This window comes from Paenibacillus sediminis, assembly GCF_017873765.1.
Taxonomy (GTDB): domain Bacteria; phylum Bacillota; class Bacilli; order Paenibacillales; family Paenibacillaceae; genus Paenibacillus_AG; species Paenibacillus_AG sediminis.
This window is the reverse complement of record NZ_JAGGKP010000012.1, coordinates 47,884-66,159: the sequence shown is the minus strand read 5'-3', so window position 1 is coordinate 66,159 and position 18,276 is coordinate 47,884. Positions and strand designations below refer to the sequence as shown.

15 protein-coding genes are annotated in these 18,276 nt (G+C 41.7%); 7 read left to right on the top strand and 8 right to left on the bottom strand.

All coding sequences use genetic code 11. The features are described from left to right. Positions 1-337: 337 nt before the first annotated feature. The 8 genes from J2Z20_RS15660 to dnaA form a co-directional block, all read right to left on the bottom strand. Complete coding sequence (locus J2Z20_RS15660) at positions 338-1,447, bottom strand: HD-GYP domain-containing protein (RefSeq protein WP_209852467.1); 1,110 nt, start codon at positions 1,445-1,447, stop codon at positions 338-340. Between the two features lie 211 nt (positions 1,448-1,658). Beyond that, positions 1,659-4,136: a DNA gyrase subunit A gene (gene gyrA / locus J2Z20_RS15655; RefSeq protein ID WP_209852464.1), complete on the bottom strand. Its 2,478-nt coding sequence runs from the start codon at positions 4,134-4,136 to the stop codon at positions 1,659-1,661. A gap of 390 nt (positions 4,137-4,526) precedes the next feature. Further along, complete coding sequence (gene gyrB / locus J2Z20_RS15650) at positions 4,527-6,437, bottom strand: DNA topoisomerase (ATP-hydrolyzing) subunit B (RefSeq protein ID WP_209852461.1); 1,911 nt, start codon at positions 6,435-6,437, stop codon at positions 4,527-4,529. A 47-nt stretch (positions 6,438-6,484) separates the two neighbouring features. After that, positions 6,485-6,736, bottom strand: a complete 252-nt coding sequence (gene remB, locus J2Z20_RS15645) for an extracellular matrix regulator RemB (protein ID WP_209852458.1) — start codon at positions 6,734-6,736, stop codon at positions 6,485-6,487. A gap of 16 nt (positions 6,737-6,752) precedes the next feature. Next, entirely contained in the window at positions 6,753-7,850 is a 1,098-nt protein-coding gene (recF, locus tag J2Z20_RS15640) for a DNA replication/repair protein RecF (RefSeq protein ID WP_415640039.1), read from the bottom strand. Positions 7,851-7,926: 76 nt separating this feature from the next. Continuing rightward, entirely contained in the window at positions 7,927-8,142 is a 216-nt protein-coding gene (gene yaaA, locus J2Z20_RS15635) for a S4 domain-containing protein YaaA (protein ID WP_209852454.1), read from the bottom strand. A gap of 20 nt (positions 8,143-8,162) precedes the next feature. Next, the gene (gene dnaN, locus J2Z20_RS15630; protein WP_209852452.1) at positions 8,163-9,305 is read right to left on the bottom strand and encodes a DNA polymerase III subunit beta; all 1,143 of its coding nucleotides are present in this window, start codon (positions 9,303-9,305) and stop codon (positions 8,163-8,165) included. 195 nt (positions 9,306-9,500) lie between these two features. After that, a complete protein-coding gene (dnaA, locus tag J2Z20_RS15625; RefSeq protein WP_209852450.1) occupies positions 9,501-10,847 on the bottom strand; it encodes a chromosomal replication initiator protein DnaA in 1,347 nt (448 codons plus the stop codon). A gap of 620 nt (positions 10,848-11,467) precedes the next feature. Between dnaA and rpmH the strand changes: the two genes are divergently transcribed. The 7 genes from rpmH (at position 11,468) to rsmG (ending at position 17,938) form a co-directional block, all read left to right on the top strand. Next, positions 11,468-11,602 (top strand): 50S ribosomal protein L34, encoded by a 135-nt coding sequence (gene rpmH, locus J2Z20_RS15620; protein WP_068778604.1) that lies wholly within the window; start codon positions 11,468-11,470, stop codon positions 11,600-11,602. Between the two features lie 205 nt (positions 11,603-11,807). Beyond that, positions 11,808-12,158, top strand: a complete 351-nt coding sequence (rnpA, locus tag J2Z20_RS15615) for a ribonuclease P protein component (RefSeq protein ID WP_209852448.1) — start codon at positions 11,808-11,810, stop codon at positions 12,156-12,158. A 75-nt stretch (positions 12,159-12,233) separates the two neighbouring features. After that, positions 12,234-13,094: a YidC/Oxa1 family membrane protein insertase gene (locus tag J2Z20_RS15610; protein WP_209852444.1), complete on the top strand. Its 861-nt coding sequence runs from the start codon at positions 12,234-12,236 to the stop codon at positions 13,092-13,094. Beyond that, positions 13,091-13,777 (top strand): RNA-binding cell elongation regulator Jag/EloR, encoded by a 687-nt coding sequence (gene jag / locus J2Z20_RS15605; protein ID WP_209852441.1) that lies wholly within the window; start codon positions 13,091-13,093, stop codon positions 13,775-13,777. The genes J2Z20_RS15610 and jag overlap by 4 nt, the downstream gene beginning before the upstream one ends. A gap of 104 nt (positions 13,778-13,881) precedes the next feature. After that, a complete protein-coding gene (gene mnmE / locus J2Z20_RS15600; RefSeq protein WP_209852429.1) occupies positions 13,882-15,258 on the top strand; it encodes a tRNA uridine-5-carboxymethylaminomethyl(34) synthesis GTPase MnmE in 1,377 nt (458 codons plus the stop codon). A 68-nt stretch (positions 15,259-15,326) separates the two neighbouring features. Next, positions 15,327-17,213 carry a tRNA uridine-5-carboxymethylaminomethyl(34) synthesis enzyme MnmG gene (gene mnmG / locus J2Z20_RS15595; protein WP_209852425.1) on the top strand — a complete coding sequence of 629 codons (1,887 nt, stop codon included), beginning with the start codon at positions 15,327-15,329 and terminating at the stop codon, positions 17,211-17,213. 2 nt (positions 17,214-17,215) lie between these two features. Next, complete coding sequence (gene rsmG / locus J2Z20_RS15590) at positions 17,216-17,938, top strand: 16S rRNA (guanine(527)-N(7))-methyltransferase RsmG (RefSeq protein ID WP_209852422.1); 723 nt, start codon at positions 17,216-17,218, stop codon at positions 17,936-17,938. Positions 17,939-18,276: the final 338 nt, after the last annotated feature.

Here is an 18,276-nt window from a genome sequence, read left to right as displayed (position 1 = left end):
CCAGGATCAAACTCTCCATTAAATTAGAAGAGCGATTAGCTCATTTTGAATCAAACTGACGAGAACATTTCGTTCTCTATTTTTTGAATTTCACCGAAGTAAAATTCACTCACTCGTTGTTCAGTTTTCAAAGATCAAACTCACTTTTCGTTACTTGCTGAGTTATCAGCAGCAACTCTTATATATTATCATGTTTCTATTAAGAATGCAAGCTTTTTTTTAATTTTTATTTATTTGATATAAATTAAAAACTGCAGCATTCTTTCGCCCTCTCGAAGCGGCGAAAATAAATATACCACAGTTTCTTAGTGTTGGTCAACCCATTTGCCTTGTAATTTTACTTAGTAATTATTTCCTCGATATAGATGTGTCTATCCTGGACTAGATTAATAATATTCCCATTAATAGATACCATAGGTCTCGTCGGATGGCTGCGGTCTGAGAATACAATTTCTCCAATCTGGTCATTGCTAAGTCTTACGATCGTACCATTATAGAATTGCGTTACTTTACTTATAAATGTCTGAACAATAGACGGGTCTAGCTTCCCGAACGCCTCTGAATGTATTTGTTCAAGTACAAGATACGGCGACTGTGCTTTACGATAAGCTTTCTTTAATGTCATGGCGTGGAATATGTCAGCAACAGATACAATCTTAGCGAATACATGTATTTTGTTTCCCTCCAGATTAAGAGGATAGCCTGTCCCATCAACTTTCTCATGATGTTGTAATGCAGCAAGCCGCACTCCCTCATTAATTGCCGTTACATTTTTAAGCAATTGGTAACCGTATGTTGTATGTCTACGCATCTCTTCGATTTCCTCAGCAGTTAATGCAGAGGGTTTATATAAAATTGCAGGATCAATCTTAGTATTGCCAATATCATGAAGAAGTCCTGCAAAAGCGACTTGAATCCAATCCTTTTGAGGTAATCCAATCCAACCAGCTATCTTATATGAGGTTAAAGAACTTAGCACGGCATTATGGTAAATGTAATCATATTCATTGATAACTCGTGGTGTAAACGTCAAAATATTATAGTGTTGAATATAAGAGATCAGACTCTCTAGTTGGTTCCGAAGTTCATAAATAGACAGTTCTGAAGCGATCACGGATTGAAAGGCACTCTTCATTAGCAAAATCATTTTGTCATATTCATCATGCAGGCGAATAAGTGAAGATTTCTGTGCTGTGACTGCTGATTTGTCTGCTGGTTGCTTCAACCTAACAGATGACCGACTGCTCCCTAATCCTATTGTTTTCTCTATATCCTCGTTTGTACCGTCTTCAATTTCGATTTCATGAATTAAAAAAGCATGCAAAATTTCAATATCTCTAGGGAGCAACACTTTTCCTTTGGGGAATAATAGGCTTCCAAAAGAAGTGTGCACATCATTTACAATTTTATGACCTGGTTTTACTTCTGACACGGATACAAACGCCATAATTCACCTCTAATATTCTGCGCCATAACTAGGGGAGATATTTATAATAATGACTAAATTTCCCTTCAAAATGGTTAATTGCATAAAATTTGTTGGAATAATATTTCAACTAATTCCATTATATTACTTCTTAGTAGCCTGTACAATAAATATATAAAAAAAGAGATACTGAGTCATCAGTACCTCTTTCTCCAAATCATATGCAGTTAGATCATTCAGAACTTTCCGTTTCTTCCTCATCGTTCTGGTCTTCTGAATTTTCTTCGCTTTCTTTATCCGCACGACATACAGTCGTTACATAGTCATCATCGCGAATATTGATTAGTTTTACGCCTTGAGTGTTACGACCCATCGTAGAGATGCCATCCATGCTGGTCCGAATTAGCGTACCGCTGCCGGTAATAATCATTAGATCCTCTTCATTCTTAACGACTTTGAGGCCAACAACAGGTCCGTTCTTCTCGGTTACATTAATGGTTTTAATCCCTTTACCGCCGCGGCTTTGCAGGCGATATTCTGTAACAGGCGTACGTTTACCGTAACCTTTGCTAGTCACAATGAGTACATCTTGCTCAGGATCTACGATATCCATTCCGATGACAAAATCATCATCATCAAGCGTAATACCTTTTACCCCAGTTGCAGCTCGGCCCATAGACCGTACATCGCTCTCAGGGAAACGGATTGACATTCCTTGAGAAGTACCCATAATCAGCTCTTTACTGCCGTCTGTCAGTTTGACTTCAATTAGAGAGTCATCCTCACGTAAATTAACGGCAATGAGACCACCTTTGCGAATATTAACGTAATCTTCTAGAGGCGTCTTCTTCACAATACCGTTTCGAGTTGCAAAGAATAGATATTTATCGCTCTCGAACTGTTCAACAGGAATTACCGCATTAATCGTCTCACCCTGCTCAATTTGAATGAGGTTAATAATCGGTGTTCCCCGAGCCGTACGGCTTAAATCTGGGATTTCATATGCTTTAATGCGGTATGCCTTCCCTTTATCCGTAAAGAACATCAAGTAGTGATGTGAATTCGTCACAAATAGATGTTCAACGAAGTCGTTATCCTTCGTATCCATCCCCATTACGCCGCGTCCTCCACGTTTCTGACTGCGATAAGTCGATACCGGAAGACGTTTAATATAACCAGTATGGGAAATGGTGATGATCACTTCTTCTTGCGGAATGAGATCTTCGTCCAAAATACTTTCTTCACCCACGGTAATTTCCGTACGGCGTTCATCAGCATATTTATCTTTAATTTCTTGCATTTCTTCACTGATGATTTTAAGAATCAAATGTTCATTCGCCAAAATTTCACGATACTCTGCAATTTTCTGAATGAGCTCGTTATACTCGCTTTCGATTTTCTCACGTTCTAAGCCAGTGAGGCGTTGCAGACGCATTTCCAAAATAGCTTGAGCCTGCTCATGGCTAAGTCCAAAACGTTCAATGAGTCCATCTCTAGCAATTTCTGTAGTTTGCGATGCGCGAATTAAAGCGATCACTTCGTCCAAATGGTCAAGCGCGATACGCAGACCTTCTAAAATATGAGCTCTTGCTTCAGCCTTTTTCAAATCAAATTGCGTACGTCTACGAATAACTTCCACTTGGTGCTGGAGATAATGATATAGAACATCACGCAAGTTCAAAATTTTAGGCTCGCCATTTACAATCGCCAGCATGTTAATACCGAATGTAGACTGCATTGCAGTATGTTTGTACAAGTTATTAAGCACAACATTCGGATTCACATCACGACGCAGCTCAATGACAATACGCATACCGTTGCGGTCTGATTCATCGCGCAGATCGGTAATGCCGTCAATTTTTTTATCTCGAACAAGCTCTGCAATCTTCTCAACCAGGCGGGCTTTAATAACCTGATACGGAAGTTCATGTACAATGATGCGCGCTTTATTGTTGTTTTCTTCAATGGTTGCTTTCGCTCTCATCGTAACAGAGCCGCGTCCCGTAGAATAAGCCTGACGAATTCCTTCTCTGCCAAGAATATATCCGGCAGTTGGGAAGTCAGGGCCCTTAATATATTGCATTAGTTCAAGCGGAGTTATCTCTGGATTTTCTATTAGCGCCTGAACTCCGTCAATCACTTCTCCTAGATTATGAGGCGGGATATTAGTTGCCATTCCGACGGCAATCCCCGATACACCATTCACGAGCAAATTAGGATAACGTGCTGGAAGTACAACCGGTTCGTGCTCTTCTCCATCGTAGTTCGGAATGAAATCAATCGTCTCTTTGTTAATGTCTCGAAGCATTTCCATTGCGATTTTTGACAAACGAGCTTCTGTATAACGCATAGCTGCAGCTGAGTCACCATCGATTGAACCGAAGTTACCATGACCGTCTACAAGCATATAACGCATTGAGAAGTCTTGTGCCATTCGGACCATTGTCTCATAAACCGCAGAATCACCGTGAGGGTGATATTTACCGATTACTTCACCGACGATTCTGGCTGACTTCTTGTATGGCTTGTCTGGGGACATCCCAAGTTCCGACATCGCATACAAAATACGACGATGCACTGGTTTGAGTCCATCCCGCACATCCGGCAAAGCACGGCTCACAATGATGCTCATCGCGTAATCCATAAAGGATTCACGCATCTCCACACCTATGTCCCGATCTTTGATTTGCGAGTTATTTTCTTCCGCCATGCTGGACCTCCTTCATTATGCTATCCAAACGTGCCTAAGTATGGGAAAAGGCCAAAATCAGCCTAAAATCACTAAAAACCGCTAATATTCATTATATTACTTTCACAAAACAAGTACAATTAAACATTACTCATCGTAACGATACGGAACCAAGTTCCCATGGACTCTCGTTCCGCTTGAGTCTGTCCCGCATATGACATCTATAATCTATATGCAGACATTCTCACTCAATTAATTAGCGGTTTATAAATCATCTCTTAATTATACCATTTTATTGGACTGTTGTCCTATATTTCGATCTATTTAAGTATGTGACAGCACTGTGTAGTCATAAGCATGTTACTCTCAAAAAAAGAAGGCGCTGTGCGCCTTCTGTCTTCCGAATATAGATTAGAAATCGAGATTTTTTACCGTCTTCGCGTGCTCTTGGATAAATTCCCGGCGAGGATCTACATCGTCGCCCATGAGCGTGTTAAAGATTAAATCTGCCTGCATCGCATCTTCAATTTTAACTTGCAGCATCGTACGGCTCTCTGGATCCATTGTTGTCTCCCACAACTGTGATGCGTTCATCTCTCCAAGACCTTTGTAACGCTGAATATTATATTTCGCGCCTTCCCCAAACTCTGCAATAATTTGATCGCGTTCACGCTCCGAATTAGCATAACGAACGACCTTATTACGTTCAATTTTGAAGAGAGGCGGCTGTGCAATATAAATATAACCGGCATCTACAAGTTTCCGCATATAGCGATAGAAGAAGGTAAGCAGCAATGTACGAATATGAGCTCCATCGACGTCAGCATCGGTCATAATAATCACTTTATGATAACGTGCTTTCGAGATATCGAAATCTTCACCGATTCCTGTGCCTAGAGCTGTAATAATAGCCCGAATCTCTGCGTTAGACAAAATCCGGTCAAGGCGTGCTTTCTCAACGTTCAAAATTTTACCGCGGAGCGGCAAAATCGCTTGGAAATGACGATCCCGACCTTGTTTAGCAGAACCGCCAGCAGAGTCCCCTTCGACGATATACAGTTCGCTGATCGATGCATCCTTCGATGAACAATCCGCAAGTTTACCAGGCAAAGAGCTTACTTCAAGTGCACTCTTTCTCCGAGTTAATTCGCGAGCTTTACGAGCTGCTTCTCTAGCGCGCGATGCCTGCAAAGCTTTATCTAAGATACGTCTAGATATTGCTGGATTCTCATCCAAGAACTCTTGCAATTTCTCTGCAAACAAGGATTCTACTATACCGCGTACTTCACTGTTGCCGAGCTTTGTCTTCGTCTGCCCTTCAAACTGCGGCTCTGGTATTTTCACCGAAATAATCGCTGTAAGACCTTCACGCACATCATCGCCGGACAAATTAGAATTGGAGTCCTTAATGATATTCATTTTACGAGCATAATCATTAATTACCCGAGTCAGTGCGCTCTTAAATCCAGATTCATGCGTACCGCCTTCGTGTGTATGAATGTTGTTCGCAAAAGAATAAATATTTTCGGAATAGCTGTCGTTATATTGCAGCGCGATTTCAACTGCAATCATTTCACGTGATCCTTCTACGTAAATCGGCTCTTCATGAAGAACTTCACGCTTCTGATTCAAATATTTCACATATTCAATAATCCCGCCGTCATATTTGAAAGAACTGTTCGCTCCAGTACGTTCGTCAGTCAGCGTAATCGTAATTCCTTTATTTAAGAAGGCTAACTCGCGAAGACGAGTAAGCAGCGTATCATATTCATAAACGGTCGTTTCCGTAAAAATCTCCGGATCAGGCTTGAATGTTACTTTCGTTCCTGTCTCTTCCGTGTCACCAATGATTTTCAAATCATATTGCGGTGTACCGCGGTGATATTCTTGCTGATAAATATGTCCTTCACGTTTAACCTGAACAATAACTTTCTCAGACAGCGCATTAACGACAGATATACCTACACCGTGAAGACCACCAGACACTTTATAACCTTCGCCGCCGAATTTTCCTCCGGCATGAAGAACGGTCATAACGACTTCTAGTGTTGAACGCTTCATCTTCGCATGCTCACCAACTGGAATACCCCGACCATTATCAATTACAGTCACACTATTATCTTCATGGATTATAACATCGATCTTATCGCAATAACCTGCCAGCGCTTCATCAATACTGTTATCTACTACTTCCCAAACCAAATGATGCAAGCCTCGTACGCTGGTGGAGCCGATATACATCCCCGGGCGCTTACGTACCGCTTCAAGTCCTTCTAGGACCTGTATCTGACTCTCATCATACGTATGTTCATTCATAGACATGCCTTTCACCTACTTCTATAGATTGAGTTCCCATTTGATCTTGGGCTTTAAGCATTGGCAAAAAACACGTTTGCCCTCTTCTTGAGCGTGGATGACGAAATCGGAGAATAGTAAACGATATCTTTGGTCACTACAATTGATTTCGATTCTTCCTCATCAATAACCTCGACAGTTTTGTTCTCCATTGCATGTGTGACATACTGTTTGGAAATTTTCGAAGATTTCTCAATCGTTATATCAAAAATAGCAACCAGTTCCGAGGATCGGATAATTTTATCTCCGCCCAAATGGATGTACATACGTTCTATTCACCCCTTATGACTTTACCTGTCCATCGTGGACATGATAAATGACAGCATCTTGTAGCTTACTTGCATTAATACTCTCAATTCCCGTCGCTGTAATAAATGTTTGAACCTTGCTTTGAAACGTCTCAATAAGCTGTGTCTGCCGATATGGATCGAGCTCCGATAACACATCATCTAGCAGAAGTACTGGATACTCTCCAATTTCTTCATGAATAAGCTCAATTTCTGCAAGCTTAAGCGATAAAGCGGTTGTTCTCTGCTGTCCTTGGGACCCGTACGTTTGCACTTCTTTATCGTTAATATAAAAGGCCAAATCATCACGATGAGGCCCGGTGAGAGTCATACCACGCCTAATTTCCTGTTCTTTCATTTGTGATAACTTTATCATAAATTGGTCTAATAGAACAGTTTCATCTTCTTCCTCTGCTTCGCCGAAAGAGGGAATATAGGACAACTGCAGGCTTTCTCGGCCGTTTGTAATGCCCTGATGAATAGTTTCCGCCCAATTTTGCAGTTTTTTTATAAATTGTTTCCTTTTTTTTATAATTTTAACACCGTGGCCAGCCAGCTGCTCATTCCATATTTCAAGCATCGTCTCTTGTCCTGCAGCGCCGTTCCATGCTTGTTTGAGCATATTGTTACGCTGAAGCAACACTTTCTGATATTGCTGAAGATGGTAGAGATAACTTGGCTGAACCTGACCGATTTCCATGTCGAGGAACCGGCGGCGTACTCCCGGTGTCCCTTTTACAATTTCTAAATCTTCTGGAGCGAACATAACTACATTGAGTGTCCCGATAAAATCGCTCAGTTTCCGCTGCTCGAGCCCGTTAATTTTCGCTTTCTTCCCCTGATTAGAGATGCGCAAATCAAGCTGAACCGGCCCATACTTTTTATCTACATGCATAGATAGATGCGCAGCATCATTTTCAAATTGAATCAGTTCCTTATCTTTGTTCGTCCGATGAGACTTTGTTAAAGCAAGAACAAGGATCGCTTCAAGCAAATTGGTTTTCCCCTGAGCATTTTGGCCGATAAACAAATTCACATTACCGAAATCAGCCAGGTTCAGCCCCTCATAGTTGCGATAATGCTCCATAGACATCTCTTTTACAAACAAAAACGTCAAGCCTCCTCATCTCCAGGGCAGCAGCCCTGTAACCAACAGAGGTGTAGAGCTGTTATTCTGCAATCACTTTATAAGTGCCGCAGCCTTCAACTTCCACAATATCGCCAGCGTACAGTTTACGTCCACGCCGCTCTTCGGTCTCTTGATTTACACGTACACTGCCTTCTTGCAGCAGCGCTTTAGCTGAGCCGCCCGTGGAGACGCAGTTCGCTAATTTTAAAAATGAATCCAGCTTAATATATTCGCTGTGAATCGTAATTTCCGTCATTTAATCTCTTTCCTTTCTCGTTAGTTCGTTGTCCGATAAGGCAAAATGAGATACAAGCAGCGGCTGTTATCCACCGGCTTTATAATGATCGGACTCATTGCGCCTGTAAAGCTGATTTGCAGCTGCTCACTTTCGATGACTTTAAGCACATCAAGCATATATTTGGAATTGAATGAGATACGCAAAGTTTCTCCTTTAAGCTCGACTGCTTCGAGCTGCTCCGTTACTTTACCTAATTCCGACGAACTTGATGAAATTTCAACAGTTCCATTTTCAAGCGTCTGAAGGCGAACAATGTTCGTTTTTTCCTCACGAGATAACAAATAAGCACGGTCAATCGACTCACTTAATTTTTTTGTGTCCACAATGAGTTCTGTTTTGTAGTTTGTCGGAATAATTCTAGAAGTATCAGGATATGTCCCGTCCAAAATTCGGGAGTAGAAGAGAACGCGGTCTATTTTGAATAGAACCTGATTATCCGCTACGACGATTTCAACACGTGAATTTTGGTCAGGAATAATTTTGCTAAGCTCGTTGAGGGTCTTACCAGAGATAACGACATTGCTGAACCGAATTCCATCAGCATTGTCTAACTGAGCAATCCGGCTTGCGAGACGATGGCGGTCAGTAGCTACAAATTTGAACTCATTATCTGTTAAATTCCAAAGAACACCTGTCAAAATTGGAGTCGTTTCCTGTGTAGAAATGGAGAAAACAGTTTGTTTTATCATTGTTTTCAGCAAATCACCAGGTATGGAGATGACTTGGTCTTCCTCAATGCTAGGAAGTACAGGATATTCCTCTGGATCGAGCCCTACCATCTGAATATCTGTGGAGCCTGAACGAATAAAGGTCTGAAACCCTTCCTTCACTTCCATCTCAATTTCGTCAGATGGCAATTTTTTAATAATTTCAACGAAAAATTTCGCCGGCAGCACAACACTTCCTGGTTGTTCGATCTGTACGACAGTTCTATCGCTATCTTCCGCAGGAATAAAAGATTGAATCGATATGTCGGTATCGCTCGCTGTTAGAGTTACGCCTTGAAACGAAACGTCCAGTTTAATACCTGTCAAAATGGGAATCGTTGTTCGGCTGGATATTGCCTTGGATACATGTTGAATCGATTCATTAAGATAGCTTTTTAAAATGCTGATTTTCATAATTTCACTCCTAGCACAGATTTTGCGGCACAACGTCAGGAATGCTATTCGAGATTCGGCCGTTTATATGATGAAGTATTAATATATAAGTTAAAGTAGTAGTAGGGGCACTGAATATGTGGATAACCCCTATTAAACGACATAAAATTAAGCCTATCCACATGTGTATAGATTGTGCATAGGCTTTTAACTTGTTCAGGATGGATTTTTAATTTTCTCCGTAATGCTGTTAATAATTTTAAATAGTTCTTGATCCGATTTCATTTGCTCGGAAATTTTCTCGTGCGCATGGATTACCGTGGTATGGTCACGGCCCCCGAATGCCTCACCAATTTTGGGAAGGGAGAAATCGGTTAGCTCACGCGATAAATACATCGCGATTTGCCTTGGAAAAGCTACAGCTTTCGTTCGCTTGCGCGCTTTGAAATCTTCTAGCTTCAAATTGTAGTATTCCCCTACTTTTTGCTGGATATCTTGAATCGTAATCATTCGCGGACGACTGGATGGAATAATATCTTTAAGCGCTTCGGCAGCCAAATGAGTTGTAACATCTTGATTGATGAGCGAGGAGTATGCTACTACGCGGATCAGCGCCCCTTCGAGCTCGCGGATATTCGTATCAATTTGATTCGCAATATATACCATCGCTTCATTCGGAATATCTAAATTTTCTGCCTTCGCCTTCTTGCGTAAAATCGCAATCCGCGTCTCTAGATCAGGCGGCTGAATATCGGTAATAAGTCCCCATTCAAAGCGCGATCTGAGCCGTTCCTCCAGCGTTGGAATTTCTTTTGGCGGACGGTCACTTGAGATAATAATTTGCTTTCGCTCTTCATGCAGTGCATTAAAAGTATGGAAAAATTCCTCTTGGGTTGATTCTTTCCCAGCCAAAAATTGAATATCGTCAATAAGCAAAATATCAATGTTTCGGTATTTGTTACGGAAGCTTTCCCCGCGATTATCACGAATCGCATTAATAAATTCGTTCGTAAATTTCTCGGAGGAAATATAGGCCACTTTACTGTTCGGATTATGTTCCAAAATATAATGACCAATCGCATGCATCAAGTGCGTCTTGCCAAGTCCTACTCCTCCATACAAAAAGAGCGGATTATATGCCCTTGCAGGTGCTTCTGCGACAGCGAGTGAAGCAGCGTGGGCGAAACGATTTCCGGATCCGATCACGAATGTATCAAACGTATATTTCGGATTCAGCATATTAGAGACAGGTTCCTCAAGCTGTACCGGCGGAGCGGCCTGCGGCTGAGTGGGTGCCTGTTCTGCTTGCTTAGACTCTTCAATAATAAATTTTACATCTACTTGTTTATTTAAAAATTCGTAAATGGTAGAAGAAACAAGCTTCGTGTATCGGCTTTCGAGCCATTCCACAGCAAACGTAGTCGGCGCAGAAATCGTAATTGTATTGTCTGTTAACGATACGGCCTTCGTTGCTTTAAACCAAGTGTCGAAACTCGGCTTACTCAGCTTGGTCTGAATTATAGATAAAATTTGCTGCCATATTTCAGAAGTATGGCTGTCCACAGACTTTCACTCCTTTAAAATGTTCCAAGTGTGGCTTGAGCCATGCGCGGAAATGTCGAGAAAAACAGAATAGTGTAGAAATTTATCCACAAAAACCCCAAGTTGGTGAAAAGAAAAAAAGATGGATAAATTGAATTGTTCACAACTTTATCCACAGGCTGTTGATAATTTCGAGGGTTTTAATATATATTCACATCCAAAAACAATATAATAATAGCAAAAGAAACCCTTTATTTCAATGTAAAACTGCTAATTATCCACAAATTCAATAAGTTGTGTATAATTTTTATTCACACCACTACATATTGTTAATAATTTGTTTAAGTTCGACAGGATTCCTCTCATTTGTTCCCAAAAATATTCACAGGTTATGAAGAATGGTTGTTTATTGTCTCGTTTTTTGTAAACATGTGTATAAATGAAGGCATTTTAGGTGAAGTAAAATAGATTCGAATGAATGGGGTGGCATATATAATAAGAAGTGACTTGTGTGAATTGGAGAAAAGAGGGACATGATTGACTTTTAAGTAGGTTCATGATTAAATGTAAAAAGGCATTTTCTGTGGAAAATGAAACAGATGAGAGAATATGATAGTAATCCTTCAAGGGGGTGCAAATAAATGAGACCAACGTTCAAACCGAATGTGAGCAAACGTAAAAAAGTTCATGGTTTCCGTAAAAGAATGAGCACGAAAAACGGCCGTAAGGTGCTAGCTGCTCGTCGTCAAAAAGGCAGAAAAGTTCTAAGTGCGTAATGTGCGTGCATAAAGACCACTACGGTGGTCTTTTTTTCTTGGAGCGATGATTATAGATCTATGATGAAGCAAGCCGCGCCAAGAGCGGCTTTTTCATTAGTTGTTATGTTTATCCTGATGCCAGGATGTTCATAATACAATAAAGAAGCTAAATCTCAGGTTCTCTATTTATATGAGTATGAGGTTTACAAGCAAGGGGATTATCGTGCAAAAAAAGCTGCGTTTACGAAATCGGGCCGATTTTACTCGTGTGTATCGCCACGGAAAATCTTTTGCCAACCATCAGTTCGTTGTTTATTGGTTTCATAAGAGAGATATTGAACGTTTTCGGCTTGGCGTTTCCGCTAGCAAAAAGATAGGCAATGCCGTAGTTCGCAACCGAATGCGTCGTTTGGTAAAAGAAATCGTGCGCCATCATGGAGATGAGCTCATCGATCACGTGGATATCATTTTTATTGTAAGAAAAGGTGCAGTTTCTATGAGTTATAAGGAGCTTGAGAAAAGTGTGCTTCATGTGCTGCGTAAAGCGTCACTGACAAAGCGTTCAGGGCGCTAACGGAGCTATTTTCTTTGTCCATCAAAATATGGTATGATCATCGTGGAATGGAATGGTTAAGAGAGGGGTTATGAAGTGTCGCAAAAGAAGACTCGAGGAAAGTGGATCCTCCTCATCGCAGTAATGGCACTGGTCATGATTTTGGCCGGATGTACAAATGCAAATTCGCATGCAATGATGTCAACAGAAGACCTCAGAAATAGCGGGAGCTTCTGGAAGAGCAATGTTGTATACTGGTTCTCAGTAGCACTGGACACATTCGCTCAATGGTTTAATGGTGAATATGGACTAGCCGTACTCGTGATGGTTATTATTGTACGTACACTTATTTTGCCGTTAACATTAAAACAAGTAAAAAGTTCAAGAGAAATGCAAGCGATTCAACCAGAATTGCAAAAAATTCGTGAGAAATATAAAGATAATCCTGAGAAGCAACAGCAGGAGACGATGAAGCTGTTTCAAGAGCATCAAATCAATCCGATGGCTGGATGTTTCCCGCTTATTATTCAGATGCCGATTTATATCGCGCTGTATAACTCGATTTATTATAATCCTGATATTAGAACGCACTCTTTCTTATGGATGGAGCTTGGACAACCGGATAAATTATTTATTTTACCGATCCTCGCTGCGCTGACTACATTCTTGCAAACAAGAATGATGATGAACATGAATCCAAGTCAGCAAATTGGACCGATGAAGTTCATGATGTTCGTATATCCGGTACTGATCTTTGTGATGTCTTACCAGTTCCCAGCTGCATTGCCGCTGTACTGGGTATATAGTAATATCTATACGATTGTTCAGAACTATTTCCTTTACCGGAACAAAGACCAAGCTGCGGTTGCTAATGTGAGTGGTGATAAAGGCAAAAGCAAGCAAGGTAAAGGAGGCAAGCAAGGTAAGGGCGCGAAGGAGGCTAAAAAGTCGAGATGAGTAAAGTCGTTGCGTCAGGAAAAACCATTGAACAAGCTGTAAAACAAGGACTTGCCCAACTGGGTACAACTGAGGACCGGGTTACGGTTAAAGTGTTAGAACAGCCATCAAAAGGATTCCTGGGACTCATCGGTGCCAAGGATGCCAAAGTGGAAATTGCTCTGCTTCCGGATCCTGCACCTGAACTTCTAAGTACAGACGACGATCAAGTTGTTGCTCGTTCACATGAACATGAGCGCGATCCATATGAAGAAGCGGCTTCATTTATTAAAGAAGTAGCTGCTTCGATGGGACTTACCGTCGATGTAGAAGTGGTTCAAGGCAAAGACAGCACGAATCTTAACATTTCAGGGCCTGATTTGGGACTCATTATTGGTAGAAGAGGACAGACGCTAGATGCGCTGCAGTATTTAGTGAACATTGTCGCCAATCGTTACTCAGACGGATATCTCCGAATTACTTTAGATGCTGAACAATTCCGAGAGCGGCGTAAGAAGACGCTTGAGGATTTGGCAGATCGGCTCGCTGGACGTGTCATACGGACACATAAGGAAGTCGTTCTAGAGCCGATGGCTCCGCAGGAGCGCAAAGTAATACACGCTAGACTGCAGAATCATTCGAAAGTAAAGACATATAGTAAAGGTGAGGAACCGAACCGGCGTGTAGTCATTACGCTGAAGTAGGATGCGAGACGCAATGACTTTGCCCATGGCAATTGTCATTGCTTTTTTCTTTAATTATGTATAGATCTTAATACGGTAATGATAGGTGTAAAGAGGTGAAAACAGTGATTAGTGATACAATTGCCGCTATTTCCACTTCCGTAGGTGAAGCGGGGATTGCTGTTATTAGGGTAAGCGGACCTGAAGCGATATCGGAAGTTGAGCGGATATTTAAGAGTAAAACCAAGTTGTCGGAGGCTTCAAGCCATACGATTCACTATGGCCATATATATAATCCAGAGAGCGGAGAAAAGATCGAAGAGGTGCTCGTGTCAGTCATGCGTGCGCCGCGTTCTTTTACGACAGAAGATGTTGTAGAAATTAATACTCATGGCGGGGTTATTTCGGTTAAACGCGTCATGGACTTATTGCTATTGCAAAATATTAGGCTGGCTGAGCCCGGGGAATTTACGAAGCGCGCATTTCTTAATGGGCGTATTGACTTGTCGCAGGCCGAAGCGGTTATCGATCTTATTCGGTCGAAGTCGGACCGTGCTTTCTCACTTGCTTTGAAGCAGGTAGATGGGGCACTGTCTCGTAAAATTGCGGAACTTCGTCAAATATTGCTTGAGACACTTGCTCATATTGAAGTGAACATCGACTATCCAGAGCATGATGTTGAAACGTTGACGGCTGAATTTATTAAGCAGAAGAGCAGTTTCGTCATGGAAGAGATCACAAAGCTGTTAAAAACAGCAAACGAAGGCAAAATATTAAGAGAAGGGATTACGACAGCCATTGTTGGTCGGCCGAATGTAGGTAAATCGTCTCTTCTGAATACCCTCGCACGTGAGAATAAGGCGATTGTAACGGACATTCCTGGAACAACGCGTGATGTCATCGAAGAGTACGTTACGATTAACAATATTCCGCTTAAACTTCTTGATACTGCAGGCATAAGAGAGACGATGGATGTCGTTGAACGGATCGGCGTTGAGCGTTCTAAAACTGCCGTGGATGAAGCTGATTTGCTGCTGCTTGTCTTGAACGCAAGCGAGCCTCTTCACGATGATGAGATTAAGCTGCTTGAACAAATCCGTGGTAGACAAGCGATTATTATTATGAATAAAATGGACTTACCTCGAAAATTGGATATGGATGTGCTTCGTCAGTACGTCGATGAACAATCGATTGTACCGATGTCCGTGAAGGAACAGTCCGGTATCGACCTGTTGGAAGAACGCATTTCAAATTTATTTTTCGGCGGGAAATTAGAAACACAGGATTTGACTTACGTCACAAATGTGCGGCATATTGCACTCCTTAATAAGGCTAAAAAATCTTTGCAAGATGCATATAATGCTGCAGATCAGCTTATTCCGATTGATATGATCCAAATCGATGTTCGGCTTGCTTGGGAACAGCTTGGTGAAATTGTGGGGGATACCGCTCCTGATTCACTGCTTGATCAAATCTTTTCGCAATTCTGCTTAGGAAAATAAGCTATATATATGAATATAATCGATTCATTTCATGAGAAATGGACGATGAAAGGGGAGATACTCACGAAATGAGTTATGTTGCTGGAAATTATGACGTCATCGTCGTCGGCGCGGGACATGCGGGTGTTGAAGCTGCGCTTGCAGCTGCACGTATGGGTTCAAATACGCTCATGATCACGATTAACTTGGATATGGTTGCGTTCATGCCTTGCAACCCATCAATTGGTGGTCCAGCTAAGGGACACGTTGTACGGGAAATTGACGCTCTTGGCGGTGAAATGGGACGCAATATCGACAAGACGTTTATTCAAATGCGTATGCTGAATACAGGTAAAGGACCGGCGGTGCATGCACTTCGTGCTCAAGCGGATAAATTTTTGTATCAACATACGATGAAAGAAACGATGGAGAAGGAACCAAACCTAACGATGCGTCAAGGTATGGTTGAAGAATTGATCGTTGAAGATGGCAAGTGCGTTGGTGTCGTTACGAAGACAGGCGCTGCTTATCGTGCTAAAGCGGTTGTACTGACAACAGGTACTTATTTGCGCGGGAAAGTGATCATGGGTGAGCTTACTTATGAGAGCGGCCCGAACAATCAACAGCCTTCCGTCAACTTAGCTAAAAACTTAAAAGATCTTGGATTTGAGCTTGTTCGTTTCAAAACAGGTACGCCGCCGCGTGTACACAAGGATACCATTGATTTCTCGAAGACTGAAATTCAACCAGGGGATGAGAATCCGAAGTTCTTCTCTTATGAGACGGAATCTTCTGATAATGAACAATTGCCTTGCTGGTTAACTTATACTTCCGAGACAACCCACGAAATTATTAACAGCAACCTGCACCGCGCACCGATGTTCTCCGGCATTATTGAAGGAACAGGTCCGCGCTATTGTCCTTCGATTGAAGATAAAATTGTTCGTTTTGCAGATAAACCGAAGCATCAAATTTTCTTGGAACCAGAAGGAAAGAATACTTCCGAATATTACGTACAAGGCTTGTCCACGAGCTTGCCTGAAGATGTTCAGCTTGAAGTATTGCGTTCTATTCCAGGACTCGAGAAAGTAGAAATGATGCGTACAGGTTACGCTATTGAATATGATGCCATTGTGCCAACGCAGCTGTGGCCTTCACTCGAAACGAAGAAACTGCCTGGTCTGTTTACAGCAGGTCAAATCAATGGTACTTCCGGCTATGAAGAAGCAGCGGGTCAAGGAATTATGGCTGGTATTAACGCAGCTCGCAAAGTACAAGGGAAAGAACCCGTTATTCTTGATCGCTCTCAAGGCTATATCGGCGTATTGATCGATGACCTTGTTACGAAAGGAACGAATGAACCTTATCGCCTGCTAACTTCGCGTGCTGAATATCGTTTGCTGCTTCGTCATGATAATGCGGATTTACGACTTACTCCAATCGGTTACGAAATTGGACTGATTTCAGAAGAAAGATATGCTAAATTTTTAAAGAAAAAAGCATTGGTTGAACAAGAAATTGAACGTCTCAGCACGACAAAAGTGAAACCAAGCGATGTTAATCCAATCTTCGAAGAAATTGGTTCAACACCAATTCAAGACGGAACCAACTTGCTTGCAATTTTGCGTCGTCCTGAAATTACGTATGCTCATTTGGAGAAAATCTCTCCTTCGCCGCTCGAGCTAAATGACGAAATGAAAGAGCAAGTGGAAATCCAAGTGAAATATGCGGGTTACATCGAGAAGCAGCTCGTTCATGTAGAACGTCTGCAAAAGATGGAGAAGAAGAAAATTCCTGAAGATATCGTGTACGAAGATATTCAAGGTCTCGCTATTGAAGCGCGGCAGAAGTTGTCCAAAATTCGTCCGCTGTCTATCGGTCAAGCATCTCGGATTTCTGGTGTTACACCTGCCGATATTTCAATCTTACTCGTATATCTCGAACATTATAACCGAATAACAGCGGCGAGAGGTTAACAATGGATGAAGTACAGTTGCAGTTAGTAAATCTTTTGAAAGCTCGCGGCATTACAATCGGCGAGAAGCAGCTTGAGCAGTTTGAAATTTATTATCACGAGCTTGTGTCATGGAATGAGAAGATGAACCTGACGGGCATTACAGAGAGAGAACAGGTTTACATCAAACATTTCTATGATTCGATATCACTATCTTTTTACTTGGATATGAACAAAATAACGTCTATTGCGGATATCGGGTCCGGCGCCGGCTTCCCTGGCATTCCGCTTAAAATTTGTTTTCCGCATCTGAAGCTAACGATTATTGACTCGCTGAACAAACGAATTACGTTTTTGAAGCATCTGACGCAGCAGATGGGAATAACGGATACCCAGCTCATTCATGGACGTGCGGAAGAAGTAGGGCGGAAGGAAGGGTACCGCGATCATTTCGATCTAGTTACCGCAAGAGCGGTCGCAAGAATGAATGTGCTTAATGAGTTCTGTCTTCCTTTTGTACGTAAAAACGGTGTTTTTGCCGCAATGAAAGGGAGCGACCCTTCAGAGGAATTGAAGGAAGCTGCTCGCAGCTTGAAAGAATTAAAAGCTTCTTTACGTGAAGTACACCATTTCACTTTACCTGTTGAAGATTCAGATCGGCACATTATTATTGTTGATAAAACTGCGCCTACGCCAGGGAAATACCCTCGCAAACCAGGTACGCCATTGAAAGAACCGATTATGTAAAAAATTGTTTCACGTGGAACAAGGAGAGGAAAAATCTTCTCCTTGTTTTTTTGTGTTTAGTTGTTGCGGATGATCTTAAGTTATTGGTTTTATCCAATTTGCAAATAGAGAACATTTACTAGTGAGTGGAGAGAGATGAATCTGCACTCTCTATTTTATTACAGAAAGTGATATGCGAGTGTGTTTAGGCTAAGGCAAGCGACAAACTCTGTATGTTTATGATTTGTATGATTAATTGATATTAAGCTCGGTTATTGATCATGAACTATTATTGGCCTTGGGTATTGGTTGACCGCCCTCATGCAGCGCCGAACCGCGTGCTGGGAACTGCGCGGGGT

Bases quoted from the DNA above. Each gene is read 5' to 3' on its own strand.
- J2Z20_RS15660 (WP_209852467.1), bottom strand. From the start codon at position 1,447: ATGGCGTTTGTATCCGTGTCAGAAGTAAAACCAGGTCATAAAATTGTA.
- gyrA (WP_209852464.1), bottom strand. From the start codon at position 4,136: ATGGCGGAAGAAAATAACTCGCAAATCAAAGATCGGGACATAGGTGTG.
- gyrB (WP_209852461.1), bottom strand. From the start codon at position 6,437: ATGTCTATGAATGAACATACGTATGATGAGAGTCAGATACAGGTCCTA.
- remB (WP_209852458.1), bottom strand. From the start codon at position 6,736: ATGTACATCCATTTGGGCGGAGATAAAATTATCCGATCCTCGGAACTG.
- recF (WP_415640039.1), bottom strand. From the start codon at position 7,850: ATGTCTATGGAGCATTATCGCAACTATGAGGGGCTGAACCTGGCTGAT.
- yaaA (WP_209852454.1), bottom strand. From the start codon at position 8,142: ATGACGGAAATTACGATTCACAGCGAATATATTAAGCTGGATTCATTT.
- dnaN (WP_209852452.1), bottom strand. From the start codon at position 9,305: ATGAAAATCAGCATTTTAAAAAGCTATCTTAATGAATCGATTCAACAT.
- rpmH (WP_068778604.1), top strand. From the start codon at position 11,468: ATGAGACCAACGTTCAAACCGAATGTGAGCAAACGTAAAAAAGTTCAT.
- jag (WP_209852441.1), top strand. From the start codon at position 13,091: ATGAGTAAAGTCGTTGCGTCAGGAAAAACCATTGAACAAGCTGTAAAA.
- mnmG (WP_209852425.1), top strand. From the start codon at position 15,327: ATGAGTTATGTTGCTGGAAATTATGACGTCATCGTCGTCGGCGCGGGA.
- rsmG (WP_209852422.1), top strand. From the start codon at position 17,216: ATGGATGAAGTACAGTTGCAGTTAGTAAATCTTTTGAAAGCTCGCGGC.